Source organism: Fervidobacterium sp. (assembly GCA_026419195.1).
Taxonomy (GTDB): domain Bacteria; phylum Thermotogota; class Thermotogae; order Thermotogales; family Fervidobacteriaceae; genus Fervidobacterium.
Genome location: JANZZV010000001.1, coordinates 291216 through 308985, shown reverse-complemented (window position 1 = coordinate 308985; position 17770 = coordinate 291216). Strand labels below are relative to the sequence as shown.

The 17770-nt window shown below is 36.4% G+C and carries 17 protein-coding genes and 2 tRNA genes; all 19 read right to left on the bottom strand.

Annotated elements, in window-relative coordinates; translation table 11 throughout:
* Positions 1–4 precede the first annotated feature (4 nt).
* The 19 genes from cheC to N2Z58_01350 all read right to left on the bottom strand — a co-directional run bounded on the left by cheC (position 5) and on the right by N2Z58_01350 (position 17692).
* A complete protein-coding gene (cheC, locus tag N2Z58_01440; protein MCX7653333.1) occupies positions 5–619 on the bottom strand; it encodes a CheY-P phosphatase CheC in 615 nt (204 codons plus the stop codon).
* A 31-nt stretch (positions 620–650) separates the two neighbouring features.
* Positions 651–1319: a PilZ domain-containing protein gene (locus N2Z58_01435; protein ID MCX7653332.1), complete on the bottom strand. Its 669-nt coding sequence runs from the start codon at positions 1317–1319 to the stop codon at positions 651–653.
* The gene (locus N2Z58_01430) at positions 1319–1867 is read right to left on the bottom strand and encodes a PilZ domain-containing protein (protein MCX7653331.1); all 549 of its coding nucleotides are present in this window, start codon (positions 1865–1867) and stop codon (positions 1319–1321) included. Before N2Z58_01430 ends, N2Z58_01435 begins: the two co-directional genes overlap by 1 nt.
* A gap of 2 nt (positions 1868–1869) precedes the next feature.
* Positions 1870–2700 (bottom strand): P-loop NTPase, encoded by an 831-nt coding sequence (locus N2Z58_01425; protein MCX7653330.1) that lies wholly within the window; start codon positions 2698–2700, stop codon positions 1870–1872.
* Positions 2681–3802, bottom strand: a complete 1122-nt coding sequence (gene flhF, locus N2Z58_01420) for a flagellar biosynthesis protein FlhF (GenBank protein MCX7653329.1) — start codon at positions 3800–3802, stop codon at positions 2681–2683. Before flhF ends, N2Z58_01425 begins: the two co-directional genes overlap by 20 nt.
* Positions 3799–5844 carry a flagellar biosynthesis protein FlhA gene (flhA, locus tag N2Z58_01415; protein MCX7653328.1) on the bottom strand — a complete coding sequence of 682 codons (2046 nt, stop codon included), beginning with the start codon at positions 5842–5844 and terminating at the stop codon, positions 3799–3801. Before flhA ends, flhF begins: the two co-directional genes overlap by 4 nt.
* Before the next feature lie 349 nt (positions 5845–6193).
* Complete coding sequence (gene mnmE / locus N2Z58_01410) at positions 6194–7534, bottom strand: tRNA uridine-5-carboxymethylaminomethyl(34) synthesis GTPase MnmE (protein ID MCX7653327.1); 1341 nt, start codon at positions 7532–7534, stop codon at positions 6194–6196.
* A gap of 114 nt (positions 7535–7648) precedes the next feature.
* The gene (locus N2Z58_01405) at positions 7649–9931 is read right to left on the bottom strand and encodes a methyl-accepting chemotaxis protein (protein MCX7653326.1); all 2283 of its coding nucleotides are present in this window, start codon (positions 9929–9931) and stop codon (positions 7649–7651) included.
* Between the two features lie 12 nt (positions 9932–9943).
* Positions 9944–10780 carry a purine-nucleoside phosphorylase gene (locus N2Z58_01400; GenBank protein MCX7653325.1) on the bottom strand — a complete coding sequence of 279 codons (837 nt, stop codon included), beginning with the start codon at positions 10778–10780 and terminating at the stop codon, positions 9944–9946.
* 74 nt (positions 10781–10854) lie between these two features.
* A complete protein-coding gene (locus tag N2Z58_01395) occupies positions 10855–11625 on the bottom strand; it encodes an ABC transporter permease (GenBank protein MCX7653324.1) in 771 nt (256 codons plus the stop codon).
* The gene (locus N2Z58_01390) at positions 11612–12457 is read right to left on the bottom strand and encodes an ABC transporter permease (protein ID MCX7653323.1); all 846 of its coding nucleotides are present in this window, start codon (positions 12455–12457) and stop codon (positions 11612–11614) included. Before N2Z58_01390 ends, N2Z58_01395 begins: the two co-directional genes overlap by 14 nt.
* On the bottom strand, positions 12454–13569 hold the full coding sequence (locus tag N2Z58_01385; GenBank protein MCX7653322.1) for an ABC transporter ATP-binding protein: 1116 nt from the start codon (positions 13567–13569) through the stop codon (positions 12454–12456). Before N2Z58_01385 ends, N2Z58_01390 begins: the two co-directional genes overlap by 4 nt.
* Positions 13570–13615: 46 nt before the next feature.
* The gene (locus tag N2Z58_01380) at positions 13616–13831 is read right to left on the bottom strand and encodes a hypothetical protein (GenBank protein ID MCX7653321.1); all 216 of its coding nucleotides are present in this window, start codon (positions 13829–13831) and stop codon (positions 13616–13618) included.
* A 42-nt stretch (positions 13832–13873) separates the two neighbouring features.
* On the bottom strand, positions 13874–14497 hold the full coding sequence (locus N2Z58_01375; GenBank protein ID MCX7653320.1) for a histidine phosphatase family protein: 624 nt from the start codon (positions 14495–14497) through the stop codon (positions 13874–13876).
* Positions 14498–14518: 21 nt separating this feature from the next.
* Positions 14519–15424: a tRNA-dihydrouridine synthase family protein gene (locus N2Z58_01370; protein ID MCX7653319.1), complete on the bottom strand. Its 906-nt coding sequence runs from the start codon at positions 15422–15424 to the stop codon at positions 14519–14521.
* A gap of 1 nt (position 15425) precedes the next feature.
* Positions 15426–16079: a nicotinate-nicotinamide nucleotide adenylyltransferase gene (locus N2Z58_01365; GenBank protein MCX7653318.1), complete on the bottom strand. Its 654-nt coding sequence runs from the start codon at positions 16077–16079 to the stop codon at positions 15426–15428.
* Positions 16030–17343, bottom strand: a complete 1314-nt coding sequence (gene obgE, locus N2Z58_01360; GenBank protein ID MCX7653317.1) for a GTPase ObgE — start codon at positions 17341–17343, stop codon at positions 16030–16032. Before obgE ends, N2Z58_01365 begins: the two co-directional genes overlap by 50 nt.
* Before the next feature lie 129 nt (positions 17344–17472).
* Positions 17473–17548 (bottom strand) — tRNA-Thr (locus N2Z58_01355).
* 68 nt (positions 17549–17616) lie between these two features.
* Positions 17617–17692, bottom strand: a tRNA-Met gene (locus N2Z58_01350).
* Positions 17693–17770 lie beyond the last annotated feature (78 nt).

Here is a 17770-nt window from a genome sequence, read left to right as displayed (position 1 = left end):
CGTCTCACATCCCTAAGGCTTTAAGTAATTTTTCAAGTGACTCGACGGAAGGAACAAGTAAAAGATACCCAATTAACTCTTCCTCAATTCCCTCTATTTTTACGAGAGTTTCGATTAACATAATATTTTCCTCACCGGCAAGTGCAAGTGGTATTGATATCTCGGATATGATAGCACTTATCATATCAACTACTAAATCGGGGGGTTCAGGATTTATGAATAGGTTTGTAAAACCAGATAACGCGGTAACATATGAGCCGCACATGATATTACCTATTTCCTTTAACATTGAACTTGTGAACTCATCTAGTTCTGTTATATCTGAGATCTCCATCCCGGTAAGAGCTTTGGATATTATCATCACCGTCTTGGGTTCGAATATCAATATTATTTCCCCTGTCATTTCTTCTTTGAGCTGCATCTTAACTGCACAAACAATCTCCTCAGGTTTTTCAAAAAGGAAAGGTATCTTAGATATTGGAATTACTTTAACCTGAGGAACTGATATATCCACTTTCTTATCAAGCATCATAGAAAGAGCAGTAGCTGCATTTCCAGTTCCTATATTTCCTACTTCTTTTATTGCATCAAGTTGTGTTTCTCCAAGTTTTTCCAACATGTTTTGCTCCTCCTTTCATTCTTTTAAACGGTTATTTAACATTTTTCATCTTCAACTCCTTTTGGAAAATAAATCGAACCAACTTGGTTTCAATACTTACTGGTAGGTCTATGAACTGAACACCATACAAGAAATTATCATCAGTAGGTTCATCTCTCCTAACAATTTTACACTTCTGCTTTTGAAGTACAAGATCTTGATCTAATTTCAAATCCACATAAATTATGTCTCCTTCATTTAAATACTTTTTTGTAACGATAAGTAATCCCCCAGCACTTATATTCTTGGTACTGAAGGTAAAAGACTCGCTATCAGGTTCTAATGATATATACAGCCTGCCCTCCAAGAACAACGGTATACGAACAAACTTCCTCCTTTCTGTTTTCCTAACAACTTCTGGATAAGGAGCCGGAATCACATATATGTTATCCATTTTAACAACGCCAAGCGACACCGTTTCAAACTCATAGATTGATGATCTATCGAACAAACTTACAGTCATGCGAACACCTTTTGGAATAGGAACAAACCTTCCCTTTAGAGAAGGAATTGAGAAAAAGACTATCCTCTTACCTGTATCTATATCAACCACATTGCTTTTATAAGTACCTTCAAGTTCTTTAACAAAAATAATAGATATACTCGCAGGTAGTCCGACTTTTATTGCTTTAGTAGCATCCAACAGTTCAACATAAGGCATTACAACTTCTCTCCTATTTGAACGTATTTTGAGCAGATCTTATTCCAGACTTGCTTAGGATCAGGTATATAAACACCATATCTGAAACTTTCCTCTTCCTCAACGTACCACATTACAATACCTTTTTCCAATCCTTCTTCTAATTTTAACTCTATTTCTTCTCTGAGCTTTGGTTTGTATTCAGATATTACTTGGCAACCGTTTTCAGATACGTCAATTATGATTGTTTTAAACTTAAAAATTTCACACGCTTCGAACGAAGCATACCTTGGTTTTGATCTTCTTTGAAGTATCCCGACCTTTTCAAATGCTGCGTAAGTGTAAACTTCCCCTTCCACGTGGGAAAGTTTACCGACAAAGGTTAAAACAATACCCTCAACTGGTATATCGATTCTCAATATATCAGGTATCGTGGTAAAGGACAAAAAAGAAACTTTGATGTTTCTTTTTTCAATACCTTTTAACTTTAAAGTTAATTCTCCCTCCTTAGTAAAGCCTCTTAGTATTGCGTTGTACAGATTTGTATTCACGTATTCTTCCAAAGTCATATTCAAACACCTCTAAGAAAATTCATAAACTTTTGCAATAAGGTTTCTCTTTCTCTTGGCGGGATCTGTTCCCTTAACAAACTCGAAGCCACACGCATAATAGAAAACGAAGGTTGTATGTTGCGATATTTTTTTACAAAGAGAGTCCGTTCGTAAATACTACGCAAGACCAAGGGATGTTCTCTCATGATAGTCACAGATGAAACTTTATTGTTAATGAATTTTTCAACAACCGCTATAAACCGCTCCATAAGTTTCGTAGCTTCTTTAACGTCTTGAACCATGTTTGCTACAATGTGTATATTATCACCTGTTACACCTTTTACACTAAGTAATTTTACCATAGTATATGTATTAACAACGGCTGTTGGTTCAATCGTAGTGAGTATAACAAAATCTTGTGCCAAGGCTAAAAATGGCATATAATCATCAGAAAAACCAGGTGGCATGTCCATAACAACCACATCGTAGTCGTCTAAAAAACTCAAAAAGTGAGTTACAAACTCTTTTAAAACAAACTCATTTGTAGTCAATATGTCACTTACATCCCCTCCAAGTGAAACTAAATCTATGTTATGTGGTGTCTTAATCAATAAATCTTCCATCGAGCATTTATGGTTTACGAAGTCTTTTATTGTGTACCTTGGAAACGCTCCGAGCAGTATATCCGCGTTTGTGAACCCAACATCAGCATCAAGTAAGAGTGTTCTTTTTCCACTCTCAACAAGAACTGCAGAAAGATTAGTTGCAACCAATGTTTTTCCGACTCCTCCTTTACCACTGACAACCGCTATTATTTGTCCAGATCTAAGATTACTGGCTTGATCTTGCATGCTTTAACACCTCGCGTGATAATAAAGTAGCTAATTCCCTACTGTTTGCTTCAAATATATCATCCGGTACACGTTGACCGTTTGTAACAAAGGCTATTGGAGCTCTTAAAACTGCTGGTACGTTAACAAAATGTCCAAAAGCAGATGTTTCGTCCATCTTAGAGAGAATAATATGAGTTGGTGAAAGTATTGAGAATTTCGATAAAATCTCTCTTACGTCTTCAGTTCTGTATTGCATGCCGAGTATTAAAAAAGTAAAATCTGGTGATATAACCTCGGTCATAGCTTTTATCTCTGCCATGTGAAGTTCGTTCTTTTGACTTCTTCCAGCTGTATCTATTAATATGACATCATAATCACTTAAAGCCTCAACTTCCAACTTTGCCTCTTTTGGTGTATAGGCCACACGTATAGGCACGTCAAGCAACATTGCATAAGTTTTTAATTGATCAACTGCTGCTATTCTGTAAGTGTCAAGTGTAATTATTCCAACTCTTTTATGTTCATTTAACTTTAGTTTTGCAGCTAGCTTAGCAAGGGTGGTGGTCTTACCAACTCCAGTTGGACCTGCAAATAACACCTTGCCTTCAAGTTCTGGAACTGACGTGTTGATGAAAGGAAGAAGCATTTCCGAAAGAATTAACCTTGTGTTCTCGTTTGAGAAATCCAACTGCTGATATTTAACCTTCGTGTACTCAATAAGCTTTTCCGAAATTTCATCATCTATGTCTTGTTTTTTAAAAGCTTTTCTTAGATCTTGCACCCACTGTGGTTCATCGCTTCTTTGAGCTGATATCATCGATTTCAACTCCACCATCATTTTTTTCAATTCAATTAATTCTTCACTACCTTGCACATTTGACTGCCTATTTTTCGAGAGAAGTTCCTGTAATTTGTAGATTTGTCCTTTATCTTCACTTTGTTGTTCTTTCTTATCAGAAACGGCCGCAGTTACCTCTATGTAAGTTTTTGCGCCTATTCCTAGAAAGCCACCCTTTTTTATCTTCTTTGTACTAAGTATGACTGCATCTTTGCCTAATTCAATACGTATCTTTTCAAACGCTTCCTTTATATCACTTACGATGTACTTTTTAACGATCATATTCTCACCACACCTTCAACTGAAAGGTTGACATCTTCTGGTATCTCTTCAAAGGCTATAACAGCTACACCAGGAATAAACCTACTTATCATCTTGGATATGTACGGACGAATTGTACCAGAGACAACAATTATTGGTAAATATCCCTTACGCATTAAATTCTCCAGTTCTGCAGATATTCTTTCAACTATCTCGCGCATTATTTGAGGATTTATACTTATGTATCTCCCTTCTTCGCTTTCTTTAATAGATTCAGTAAGATTTCTTTCAAGTTCAGTATCGAGTGCCACAGCGTGAATTTGTCCATCTTGTGCAATTAATCTTGATGCCAGCTGTCTTTTCAATCCTCTGCGAACGAACTCAGTCAAAGACTCTATATCGCGCGCTTTATCTGCGTTGTCTAATATTAACTCAAATATAAATGGTAAGTTTCGTATTGAAATACTCTCTTTAAGTAATTCTTGAAGAACCTTTTTAACTGAAGATGGTTTAACAACGCTAAAAACATCATCCACAAGCTTATCAAACTTATTCCTAAGCCCATCCACCAGGAGTTGAAATTCCCTATTTCCAAGCAATTCTGGCGCATATCTTCGAAGAATTTCAGTGATGTGAGTAGCGAAAACAGTTGGCGGATCAACAACGGTATATCCTTTTTGAATTGCTTCTTCCTTTTTCATTTCGTCTATCCAAAAAGCCTGTAAACCAAACGCAGGTTCTTTAACTTCAATTCCTGCAATTCTCTCAGTTACAAAGCCAGGATTTATAGCAAGGAGTCGATTAGGTATGAGTTCATATTTGGCTATTTGCGCACCTCTTATGAAAACAGCATACTCATTTGGCTTAAGTACAACACTGTCTCTTACTCTTATTGGTGAAAGTACAAGACCAAGTTCTTGAGCTAATTGACGTCTAATCATTGTCAGACGTTCAAGCATATCCCCGCCCTGAGATATATCAGCTAAAGGTAACAGTCCATAACCGATGTTAATCTCAACGGTATCAGATTGAATTACCTCAGAAACCTCTTCTGGAGTCGAAAGTACAGGACCAGAAGGAGTTGGTGGAACGCCAGCTGGAGCTCCTGCAGAAACAACTTGTGGTTCTTTCTCTTTACCTTTGATAAGCAAACCTACCGCAAGAAAAAGCCCACCTATCAACAAACTCGTAAAAGTTGGTAGTGGAGTTACTAAACCAAGAAAGATAACAATAATTCCAGTAAGTACAATCACACGCTTTTCACTGGAAAGTTCTCTTATGAGTTCTGCACCCAAGTTATCTTCCGCAGCGCTCCTTGAAACTAAGATTCCGGTGGCCGTTGAGACCATTAACGCCGGCAGCTGACTAACAAGCCCATCCCCTACTGTGTAAAGTAAAAAAGTTTTGGCCGCATCGACAAATCCCATCTGGTGCATCAATACACCAATAATTATACCACCAAGGCTATTGACTACTGTAATTATTATACTTGCGATAGCATCACCGCGAACAAATTTCGACGCACCGTCCATTGCTCCATAAAAATCTGCTTCTCTTCTTATCTGCTCACGCCTACGTCTTGCCTCATCTTCTGTTATTAGACCAGCGTTAAGGTCCGCATCAACGCTCATTTGTTTTCCAGGCATTGCATCAAGTGTAAAACGTGCTGCAACTTCGGCAATTCTTTCCGAACCTCGAGTTATAACTATGAATTGGATTATAACAAGTATAAGGAATACAACAATACCTACTACATAGTTTCCACCAACAACAAAATTACCAAAAGTTAATATAACTTTACCATCAAATTCTGGACCTTGCAGCAATATTGCACGAGTCGATGCAACGTTTAGCGCTAATCTAAATATAGTTATCACAAGTAAAAGCGTTGGGAAAGACGCAAGTTCCAAAGAGTTTGTAATATACATCGTTGAAAAAAGCAAAACAAGCGATACAGATATATTCAATAGCTGGAAAAAATCCAGTAGAAAATTTGGTATTGGTATAATCATTAAGAACACTATTGCAACAATTAATAACGCCACAGCTACATCGGCTCTCATGTTCTCACCTCAACATAATTGTTGATGATATCAAAAAGTCTGCTAAATGTTTAAAAACTATATTTTTGGCACTTTTTAGAGATTTTCAAAAATTCCGAAATTCATTTGAACGATTTCATCATGTACATTGTCTAAAAAGTAGAAATCGGAAGTAAGAGACAAATTTCTAAAAGACCAAAAAGTGTACGAGAATAAGTAAGAGTATCTTAACACAACTGTATGCTTATATTATAGTTCAAAGTGCTAACAATTTAACACAAAAAGTGATAAAATATTCTTAGAGAACCCCCTATCCCCCTTGAGATACACCCCCCACGGCTTTATGCGGGTCAATTTCGGCCCGCTTTTTTTATTTTCCTACACAGAATTTTGAAAAGATATTATCAATTAAATCCTCTTTAAAACTTCTGCCAGTTATTTCATCAAGTGTGATTAAACTTTCTCTCAAATCTATAGAAACTATATCCAACGGAAGACCGTTTTTCAAACCATTTATGCATTTATCCAAATGGAATTTTACTTTTTTCATGTACTCAAGTTGTCTTTTTGAAGTTATGTGAGACACTTCTCCATCTCGTATCAAAGGAGTTACCATTTGGATAATACGCTCTTCGAGCTCACGTATTCCATCTCCGGTTACCGCGCTTATCTTCACGTTGTTACCAAGTTCGACTATTTTGTTACCTACATCCACCTTATTCCAAACGTACAAAACGCGCTCGTTTTTCATTATTTTACTTATATATTCATCATCTTTCGTAAACCCAGTCGTTGCATCAAGCAAAAAGATTACAATGTCTGATTTTTCTGCTTCTTTCAAAGCCTTTTCTATACCAATTTGTTCCACCCTATCACTTGTTTGTCTAATACCGGCTGTGTCTGAGATCACAAAGTGTACACCTTTTATTTTTATCTCACCTTTGATAATATCTCTTGTTGTACCGGGTATATCTGTTACTATGGCCCTGTCTTCAACAAGTAACCTGTTTAGCAGTGTACTTTTTCCTACATTTGGTTTACCAACGATCGTCATTGTAACACCTGTTGAAAGGTGTAATCCTCTATCGGCATGCTTAAGCTTTTCGGTTAAATAATCTTTAACTTCGTTTAAATCTCTGAATATCTCGTCAACTGGTACATCTATGTCATCGCTATAGTCAATTGATACTTCTATTTTTGAAAGTATATCTATTATTCTTGTTCTCAAAGATTCTATTTCCAGAGAGAGTTTACCTTTTAAATTATCCAATGCTAACCTCAGACTTGTTTCGCTCTTAGCTTCTATTACCTGCAATATCGACTCAGCTTTTATCAAGTCAATCTTTCCATTCAGAAAGGCTCGCTTCGTGAATTCGCCATTCTCAGCCAAACGAGCTCCGAGTTTGACAAAGTTATCGATAATCCTGTCTGTTACAAGCACCCCACCATGACAATAGACCTCAACCATGTCTTCTCCAGTGTAACTTTTTGGAGATTTGAAATAAACAAATATAACTTCATCAAGAAGTTCGCCATCAACATCATACAGATTAGCTAAGTAAGTTCTTCTTTCTTTTATATTTTTTAGTACTAAATCACTTTTCAAAGTTTTTTTTAAAAACTCAAGGGATTTTTCCCCAGAGAGTCTTATAACAGCTATTGCCCCTGTGCCACGTGGACTCGATAAGGCAACTATGGTATCTCTTTCCAAAGTTTCACCTCATTGTCTTGTGGATTCTAAGGATGATTATATCATAATTTTCACCTTCTAAAAAGATGGCTCCAGCTTACACCACTGGAGCCATTACATTTGAAAATTTTTTACTCATTTAAACCATTTAGCTATTTCTTCCATTCTGAAGGATATTTCTTTTAGTTTCTGTGAACTACTGAAAATCTCTGAAAAGGTTTTCGTAAGACTGTTGAATTCGTTGTTTATTTGACTCAATTCACCTGAAGATCTTAGAATAGAATCTGAGACCTCGTTCATCAACTGTTCAATATCCTGAAATGCCTTTGTATTTTCACGAATCTGAACACCTATTTGTGCACTCAAGGAACCAACAACTTGTATTTTTTCTATAACGGTATAATAGTTCGCTGAAAATTCGTCTTTTGCTTGTCTCAGTTTTTGAAATTTCTCACCTGAACTTACGTAAAGTTTGTCGAGTTCTTGCAAATCGTTCGTATACGTATCCACTTCTTTCACAAGGTTTTTGGAAAGTGTGTTTATCTCAACGGAAAGTTTCATTACCTCATCTGCAACTACAGCGAATCCTCTACCAGCTTCCCCTGCCCTTGCAGCCTCAATTGCAGCATTCAAAGCCAAAAGATTAGTTTGGGAAGCTACATTTTGAATCTTTGTAATTGCATTTTTTATAGTTGCAAACTTTTCAATGGTTCTCTTCACTGTGTTGCTAAATTTTTCGAATACTTCGATGTTAGAATTCACAGAATCGCTCATTTCTTCAATTAATACAACATTTTTCAATATCTCAGCCTGAGTATTTTCTATATCCTTTAACAACTCAGTTAGTTGGATGGTCATTTTATTTGTGCTTTCCATAGAACTATCGAGAGTCTTTTGCAATGAAATAATTTTATTTTTTGTCTCATCTACGTTTGATACATAGCTTTGCACAAATTGCTGGAACTTATTCACGGACTTATTAAGCACTTCGTTTGTCTGTGTTATCTGATCCACTTCGTTGTTCAGCTCAAGAGAACTACGTTTCATATCATCAGCGTAGTTTTTCAAATTTTGCGATAATTTCTTAAGAGAAGAAATGACCCTTTCAAATTCACCTGTGGCATGTACATCCACACTTATAAGCTCACCATCCGCAAACCTTTCAATCATATGTGCTGAATTTAATATATCTTTTGAAATGGAATTTACAAGAGGAATGGTAATAATTATCGCAAATGCTAAGATTACCGTACCTACTAAAATATTGGATAAAACTAACCTCGTAAGTTTGAAATCCACTTTAACGTCAATTTCCGGCAATTTTATATCAGGAAGTACAAATTTTTCTGGCTCTGGTATTTCAAATTGAGACTTAACACTTTCTGTTCTAATTGCAACTTCCAACTTAGCAAGTGAAATTCCAGATATGTTGAGATCGTATTTTCTTGCCAAGTAATTATCACTTCCAACTGAAAAAGAATATTTGTCCTCCGTATGTTCTTGACTACCAACTGCTCTGGCACCAGATGCATCAACTTTGGTAGTTGCCAGTGCCTTCTGGTTTACGTATATCGTAAGCTCTGCATTTGTAAGTCTTTTTACTTCGTCTAAAAATGCTTCACCAATCTTTCCAACAGCCACTACGAATCCATTGACTGTGTTCCCCAGTTGTGGATGCATGACTGGCTGAATAGCAATTGCATATATATCTCTTTGACCATTGTAAAGAAAAACCTCAGCGTAAGCAGAAGCTGCTGACAATATTTTTTCCATTCTTTGCTTTAGTTCTTCAGCAAATTCAAAGTCTTTGTATTCGCTGATCGATAAACCAGGCGCCAATGAATAAGCGTACTCAACAAAATACCTACCGTTGGAAGGATAAAAAGGTCTTATCTTAACCTTTGGTTCATTGTTATCGATGGTCCAAAGACTAATGTAATCAAATAGCGCCCTCTCAACATAGTTGTTAAGTAAACCTCTTCTTTCAGCAACACTTAGATTTTTTTGTTCTGCTGCATTTACAACATCTTTTGACGAAGCACTAACCTTGGCTATATTTTCGATTATCGACAATCTATTTTTTATCAAATTCTCTACTATATTTTTAATCGATTCAGATTCTTTCTCAAGAGTTGAAAGGTAAACATTTTCAAAAGCCTTATCTACAGACTCTTTCTGTTTTTCAACAGAATTTTTAAGTTTTTCATTGTAACCTTCTATATGTTTTTGCAATTCATTTGAGAATCTATCAAAAAAGTCCTTAAATACGACCTTGGGATCACCAATTTGTTTTTTGACATCCTTTTCAATCTTGGTTGTTTCTGAGGCTATGTTGAAAACTGTGAAGATTATAGAAAGCGTTAATGGAATCGTTACCAGCAAAATCGACAAAATCACAAGCCTTGTTTTGATTGACATAAGCTCACCTTCTTAGATTCTTTTCACAACTTCAGCCAGGATCTTAGCTATCATTTGCCCTGTTCTGTGTGCAACTTCCAACACTTCCTCAGCTGTGAGTGGTTTTAAATCATCCGGGACCGCTCTATCGGTGATAGCCGAAATTGCAAGAACTTTTATACCAGCATGTGCTGCTACGATAACTTCTGGTACTGTTGACATTCCAACGGCGTCAGCTCCCATCCAGCGCAGCATTCTAAGCTCAGCAGGAGTTTCAAAATTCGGACCTGTCACAGCAACATAAACCCCTTCATAAATAGGAATATTTAGCTCGCTTGCAACTCGCTTTGCCGTTTCCCTTAAAGACTTATCATATGCGTTTGACATATCAGGAAACCTTGGACCCCATTCTTGTACATTTGGACCTATTAGAGGATTATCACCCATCATATTTATATGGTCAGTGATGATCATAGGCCTTCCAACTTCAAACTCAGGATTCAAACCGCCGGCTGCGTTTGTGAGGAAAAGATATTTCACACCAAGCTGTTGCATCACACGAACTCCAAATGTTACATCTCTCATATGGTAACCTTCGTAATAGTGAAATCTTCCGTTCATAAGCACAACGTTCTTATCGTTCAATTTCCCAAACACCAACTCTCCTTTGTGACCTGGTGCTGTCGAAACTGGAAATTCTGGAATGTCTTTGTACGAAATTTTAATTGGGTTTTGAACACTTTCAGCAATACCATGCAAACCAGAACCAAGTACAACACAAACTTCTGGTGTTTCTGTTATCTTACTTTTTAAGTATTCTGCAGACCTCTTAACCCTTTCCACATACAGCTTGAGATCTTCGTGAACCATAGTTTTTCCTCCTTTCCACTTTTCACACTTGGCATATGAACAATTGTTATCCTTTTCCTGATGTTATCTCTAAATTAAATTATATACCTTACATACCTTCTTAGGAAAATACTTATGATCACTGTTCCAACAAGAAGTAATGTCGATATAGCATTTATCACAGGGGAGATTCCAAACCTGACCATGGAAAATATTTGTAATGGCAAAGTTGTCGAACCTGGTCCAGCAACAAAAAATGTGATGACAAAGTCATCTATTGAGAGCGTGAAGGCCATGAAAAATGCTGCAATTACACCGGGCAAAGCCACGGGAATTATAACTTTTCTTAACGTAATAAACTTTGTTGCACCTAAATCGTACGATGCTTCTATGATGCTTTTATCAAAATCCTGTAATCTTGTGAGGATTATCATCATAGTGTAAGGAATGGAAAACGTTACATGCGCTAAGAATATAGTAAACAAACTGAGCTTTAGACGAATAGTGGTGAAAAAAATCAGTAATGAAACCCCAATTATAATATCAGGTACAACAAATGGTATATAAGTTGTCGTCCACATCAATTTTCTGAACCTTTCTGACCCAAGGTATACGGCTATAGCCCCAAGCGTTCCTATAATCACAGAAAATAGGCTTGCTGAAATACCTACCACCATGGAATTTACAAAGGTCCTCCAAATATGCTCTGAGGATGTAAATAATTGATAATACCAACGCATACTAAATCCTGTCCATTCTGGTGATTTTGAAGAGTTAAACGAAAAAACAACGAGTACAAATATAGGAATGTAAAAGAATAAAAGCGTTAGCAAAAGGACAAATTTTGAAAACTTACCTGGCTTCACGCTTTCCGCCCCCGTACATAAATATCAAAACAACAACTATTGTAATTACCAAGAGCAAAGAAGATATTGCAGCTGCTGCGGGCCAATTTTTCGCAGTTGTAAGCTGTCTTGCAATTTCGTTTCCAATGAGCCTTGATTCTTTACCACCCACAAGCTCCGGAACTGCATACGTTCCAAGGGCAGGGATGAAAACAAAAACAAATGCAGAAACAATTCCTTGTCTTATATTTGGTAGCAACACCTTAAAAAAAACTTGTCTCTTGGTGCAACCCAAATCCATTGCGGCTTCAAAGATCGGTTTTTCTAACCTTTCTATTGATGAATAAAGTGGCAAAATTGCAAACGGAAGATATGTATAAACAAGCACTAAAATAACTGAAAAGTTGTTATACATAAATCTGATGTACGTTTCAACAAAGCCAAGCTTTACTAACATCTGATTTATCAATCCGTTGTTGCCTAATATGAAAATCCATGCATATATTCTGATGAGAGAGTTAGTCCAAAATGGGATTATCACTAACAGTAGAAGTAGATTCTTCAACTTACTGTAAGCAATATAATATGAGACAGGCACAGCAATAAGTATCGAAACTAAGGCGGAAATAAGTGATACAAAAACCGTTCTAATGAAAACTGCAAAGTATGTAGTGTTCAATATATCTTTGTAACCGTTCAATGAAAAAAGCGGCTTAACTCCGCCTTGAAAATCACGGGTCAAAAAGCTGTAAGTCAAAATTACAAGAACTGGAACGAGAAAAAACACAACAAGCCAAATGAGGTAGATATAGCCATAAGATTCAAAACTTTTCAACAATCTCGATCCTTTCAATCTTGTTCTACCTCCACTATGTAGCTATCATCTGGATTCCAATACAAGAAAACTTCATCTTTCCATTGGATTATCTTTTCGTCAAGTAAGTAACTCACGTGTTGTTTGTAAACTTTCAATATGTACCCTTCATCTGTTCTTACAAAATATTTCGTTTGGTAACCCATGTATATAGTTTCATCAACCAATCCGTGAACAACGTTAGTTATAGTGTTTTCAGAAAAAGTGGGTTTTGAATGAGTTATTCTTATTTTCTCCGGGCGAAGAGTCACAAGTACATAATCTTTTTCCTTAACTGGTTTGTCACGGTAACAAATGATTTCTCCTAAGGATGGAAATTCAACAACAGCATAAGATTCGGAAAGTAGTTTGGTAACCTCACCTTTCATTAAGTTTGTTTCTCCAATGAAAGTTGCAACAAAAGAATTTGCAGGGCTTTCGTATATTTCATACGGGGTGCCGTACTGAACAATTACTCCATTGTTCATAACCGCAACATGATCTGAAACGCTGATTGCCTCGGATTGGTCATGTGTAACATATATAAAGGTTATGCCTATTTTATCGTGCAAATTATCAAGCTCTATAAGCAACTCTTGACGAAGTTTCGCATCAAGTGCGCTAATCGGTTCATCAAGTAACAACACTCTTGGTTCATTCGCAAGTGCGCGAGCTAAAGAGACTCTTTGTTTTTGACCACCGGACAACTGGGAAGGCTTCTTTTTTGAGTGTTCTTCTAATCTAACCAAACTCAAAAGCCATTCAACCTTCTCTTTGATTTCGATCTCGGAAAGCTTTTTAAGTCGAAGTGGAAAAGCAATATTCTCATAAACATTTAAATGTGGAAATAGAGCATAATTCTGAAAAATTGTATTAATTGGTCTTTTGTTGGGAGGAAGGTGCAAAATACTCCTGTTATCTAAAAGCACATCACCAGTGTCCACATCCTCAAGTCCAGCTATAATTCTCAACAAAGTAGTCTTACCACATCCGGATGGACCAAGAAGAGAAAAAAACTCGTTTTCTTTGATCTCTAAATTTATATTTTTCAGTACATGAAAATCGTCGTAGTACTTATTAACATCAACTATCGTTACGCTACTTCCTGGCAATTTTTTCACTCCTTGAAAAAATGTAAGTCGATTAATCCTTGGCTCCTCAAAGACCAAACATGTACAAAAGAACCAAGAAAAAGATAATAATAAAAACCATGGAGATTATCAAAGTAACGTATGAAAAGGAAAAAGAAGCAAAAAGATGAAAAAGGAATGTTAAAACGAAAAAGACATTAGCGTATCTTAATTTAAGAGGTAATATCTTGATGCCAATGTATATTAGAAATAAAAAACCAAGCATTATCAACACAAACTTCAAAAACTCACCCCCTAAGGCACAACTAAAGTAAAATTGTAAAATTTAACAACCGTTACGACAGATTGTTAAGTTTAAGAACTTTATTCTCAATCTATCCTTTGTTTGTTCTACAGCTGATATAGATGCATTATCAAGAGAATAATTCAAGTGATTTGGAGGAATTAAATTTAAAATCTTAGCTATAAACATTCTCAAAGAAATTGCGTGCGAAACAATTATAACATTTTTGTTTGCAAAGTGAACCATCTTTTCTTCAAAAAATTCAACCATTCTCTTTTGAACACTTTCGAGGGACTCAACACCGTTAACCGATGAAATTAAGTTATTTTGCCATTCTAAGAACTCTTGAAAACACTCTCTCTTGATTTCTTCAAAGTTTTTTCCATTCCATAAAACTATTTCACATTCTCTTAATCTTGAATCTATTAATATTTTATCAGGTTGGAAACCCATTTTGGAAGCTATTATATGTGCTGTTTGAAAAGCTCTTTTCATTGGACTCGAAAAAATAAAATCTATCTTTATGTTATTGTCTATGAAATATTTTGCGAGCCCATTTGCTTGTTCAATACCAGTGGTTGATAATTCAGTATCAACAACACCTTGCCACAACTGCCTCTCATTCCACTCTGTGCTTGCGTGTCTAACAAGATACACAAGTCCCATAAGATTCACCTCAATGTAAATTTAGCGCTGCAACATCTTATCAGCTAAGAAAGTCTGAAACATTTTTTTCAATTCGGCTATGGTCTTCAATTTCATAGCTTTACACCTAAATTCACGAGCACCTGGTATATCTTTAGTATAACCAGCGATAAACTTTCTAAACACAACTGCACCGTAATCTCCATGAATTTGATAAAGGTAGTCAAGATGCCTATTTATAGTATCCAAACGGTTTTGTATAGTTGGATTTACATCTGAGAATATCCACGGATTACCTATGCTACCACGTGCTACTATGACTCCATGCGCTTTACTTTCTAACAGGGCTTTCTCAACGTCGGTTTTAGTGTAAATGTCTCCACTAATGTACAACGGCACATAACCAGGGTTGTAAATATTCCATTTAGCTTTTCCAGAGTACATTTGTTTTGCTGTTCTACCATGAACAAATATTGCATCAACGCCTTCTTCTACTAAGATATTATATATCTTTTCAAATTCGTCTTTCTCCCAACCTAGGCGTGTTTTAACCGTGAAACGTTTCAGCACCTTTCTCATATTTCTTACAACCTGCCTAAGCCTTGTTAAATCTCTCAACAACGCACTTCCACTGCCTTTTTTAACCACTTTGTTTACAGGGCAACCAGCATTTAGGTCCACCCACAATCCCATGTTCTGAACTATACTTGCAGCCTCAGATAGCTCCATCGGGTCAGAACCGAAAAGTTGTATACCAACACGTGTATTTTCTTGTTCCTTGGGAAGATAACATTCATTTATCTTTATATTCATCAACACACTTTTTGCGCTTATCATCTCCGTAAAAGCAAACTCTGCACCATGCTCAAAACAAATCTTTCGAAATGCAAAGTCGGTTATTCCAGCCATTGGTGCAAGTCCTATTTTTCCAGGAAAAAACTCAAGCATCCTACCTTCCTCCACTTAAATTTTCTGAGAACGTTTTAACAACATCGTCAATAATACTTTCGTTTACCATACCATGTATACTCTTCCCCTGAATTATTCTTTTTCGAATATCAGACGAGGATATCTCTAAGAGTGGAAAGTTTTTCAGCTCTATTACTCTTGAATAACGATCGCCGAGTATCCTTTTACCTCTTTCGTAAAGTTCTCCGTTACGTGTACGAGGATATACTGCAAAGAATGCCATGTCGAAAATTCTTTTATATTCATACCAACTCTCTATATTTCCAAGAGCATCTTCCCCGACAAGTAGCACAATATTTTTGTAATATTTCGAAAATTCCTCAACGTTTCTAATTGCGTAATTAACGCCTTCTATGTGTTTCTCAAGATCCCAAATGAAAACATTATCGATCTTTTCAAAGCAACTAAATGACTTCTCAGTCCATTCAAAGCGCTTGTCAAAAGGTATGTTCACGTCTTTATGAGGTGGAGTTTTTGTGGGTAGCACGTAAAAATCAGCATTAAACACATCAATTGCATAAGATAGTACAATAGTATGTGCAACATGAGGTGGATTAAAAGATCCACCAAATATAACACAGGTATCACTCTTTGAAAATAAATTCAACGCCTTCAATCCAGACAATATCGCCATCTTGCGCACCAGCCTCTTTCAGCTTTTGCTCGAGTCCATTTTTTTGTAGTAGTTCAAGTATATCATCAAGCAAATATTTATTATCTTTCTTGTATTTTTCTATATACTTTTTGATATAATTACTCACAACTACAAATGCATTGGATTCTTTCTTAACAATTATATCAACAACATCAGGCAAAATTAACCTAACTGGTGCAGGTTTTACAAAATTTATATTGCTAATGTCCAGAACACCTTGTTGTAGTTTTTTGCTCTCTTTTACGACTTCCCAAATTGAATACTTGAGTTTTTCGAGACCAAACCCAGTAACAGCAGAAATTGGTATTATTGATTTTCCCGTCTTCTCAACAAAAAGCTTTATTCTTTCTTCCAACTCTTTAGATGTAAGCAGATCCACTTTATTCCCAACAACTATTTCCGTTTTTTCATAAAGTTCATTGTTAAAGTGTTGGAGTTCCTTTCTTATGTCAAAATAATCTTGTATAGGATCTCTTCCTTCACTACCTGCAATGTCTATTACGTGTACGATTAAGCTACATCTTTCAACGTGTTTTAAGAAAACATTACCTAATCCCTTACCTTCACTTGCACCTTTAATCAATCCTGGAATGTCAGCGATAACAAACGACTTGTCCGAATTATCAACAGAAACCACTCCGAGATTTGGAACAAGTGTAGTAAAATGGTAATTTGCAATCTTTGGATGTGCGTTACTTATTCTAGATATGATGGAACTCTTACCAACGTTAGGATAACCAACAAGTCCTGCATCGGCAAGTAGTTTTAGTTCTAGTAAAATGTGCCTTTCTTCTCCTTTAGCTCCATGTTCCGCAAACTTCGGTGCTCGATTTGTCGAACTTTTGAAATGTGCATTACCACGTCCTCCTTTACCACCTATGGCAACACAACAATATTTACCTGGTTCATCAAGATCTGCTATGATCTCCCTTGTATCAAAGTCTTTAACAATAGTACCAACAGGTACACGTAAAATTAAGTCTTTCCCGTTTCGACCGTTTTTCTTTTTTCCTTGTCCATGTTGTGCATTCTCCGCAAAGTATCTCTTTTTCTCAGATAGATGGTATAGAGTTGACAAAGTTGGGTCTGCTACGAGAAACACATACCCACCATCACCTCCGTCACCACCATCTGGTCCACCAAATGGCACGTATTTTTCCCTTCTAAAAGTTACAGCTCCGTTTCCTCCATCACCTGCTTTAACGTATATATCCAAAATATCGATAAACTCTAATTTCTCCATACCACTCACCTCTGTATATCAAAAGAAAAAATTCATTTAACACAAAAAAATTAAGGACCCTAAGTGGCTCAAATTCAAGGGTCCCTTGTACGAAACATATTAAACATCCTTTAAACGTCGGAACCAAACTGGAGCCAGCGGAGGGACTCGAACCCTCAACCTGCGCATTACGAATGCGTCGCTCTACCGATTGAGCTACGCTGGCAGTAAAAACTATAAGGGCACAAAACATTCTTTGAGCAATTAAAACTGTAGTTTGCATTTTAAAAAAACTGGTGGCGGCGAAGGGACTCGAACCCTTGACACGATGATTATGAATCATCTGCTCTAGCCACTGAGCTACGCCGCCACTTTCCGTTTCCTAGTAGCGGTTATGATTTTATCACATGCCTATACAACTGTCAAGAATTATTTTATGCATTAGGTA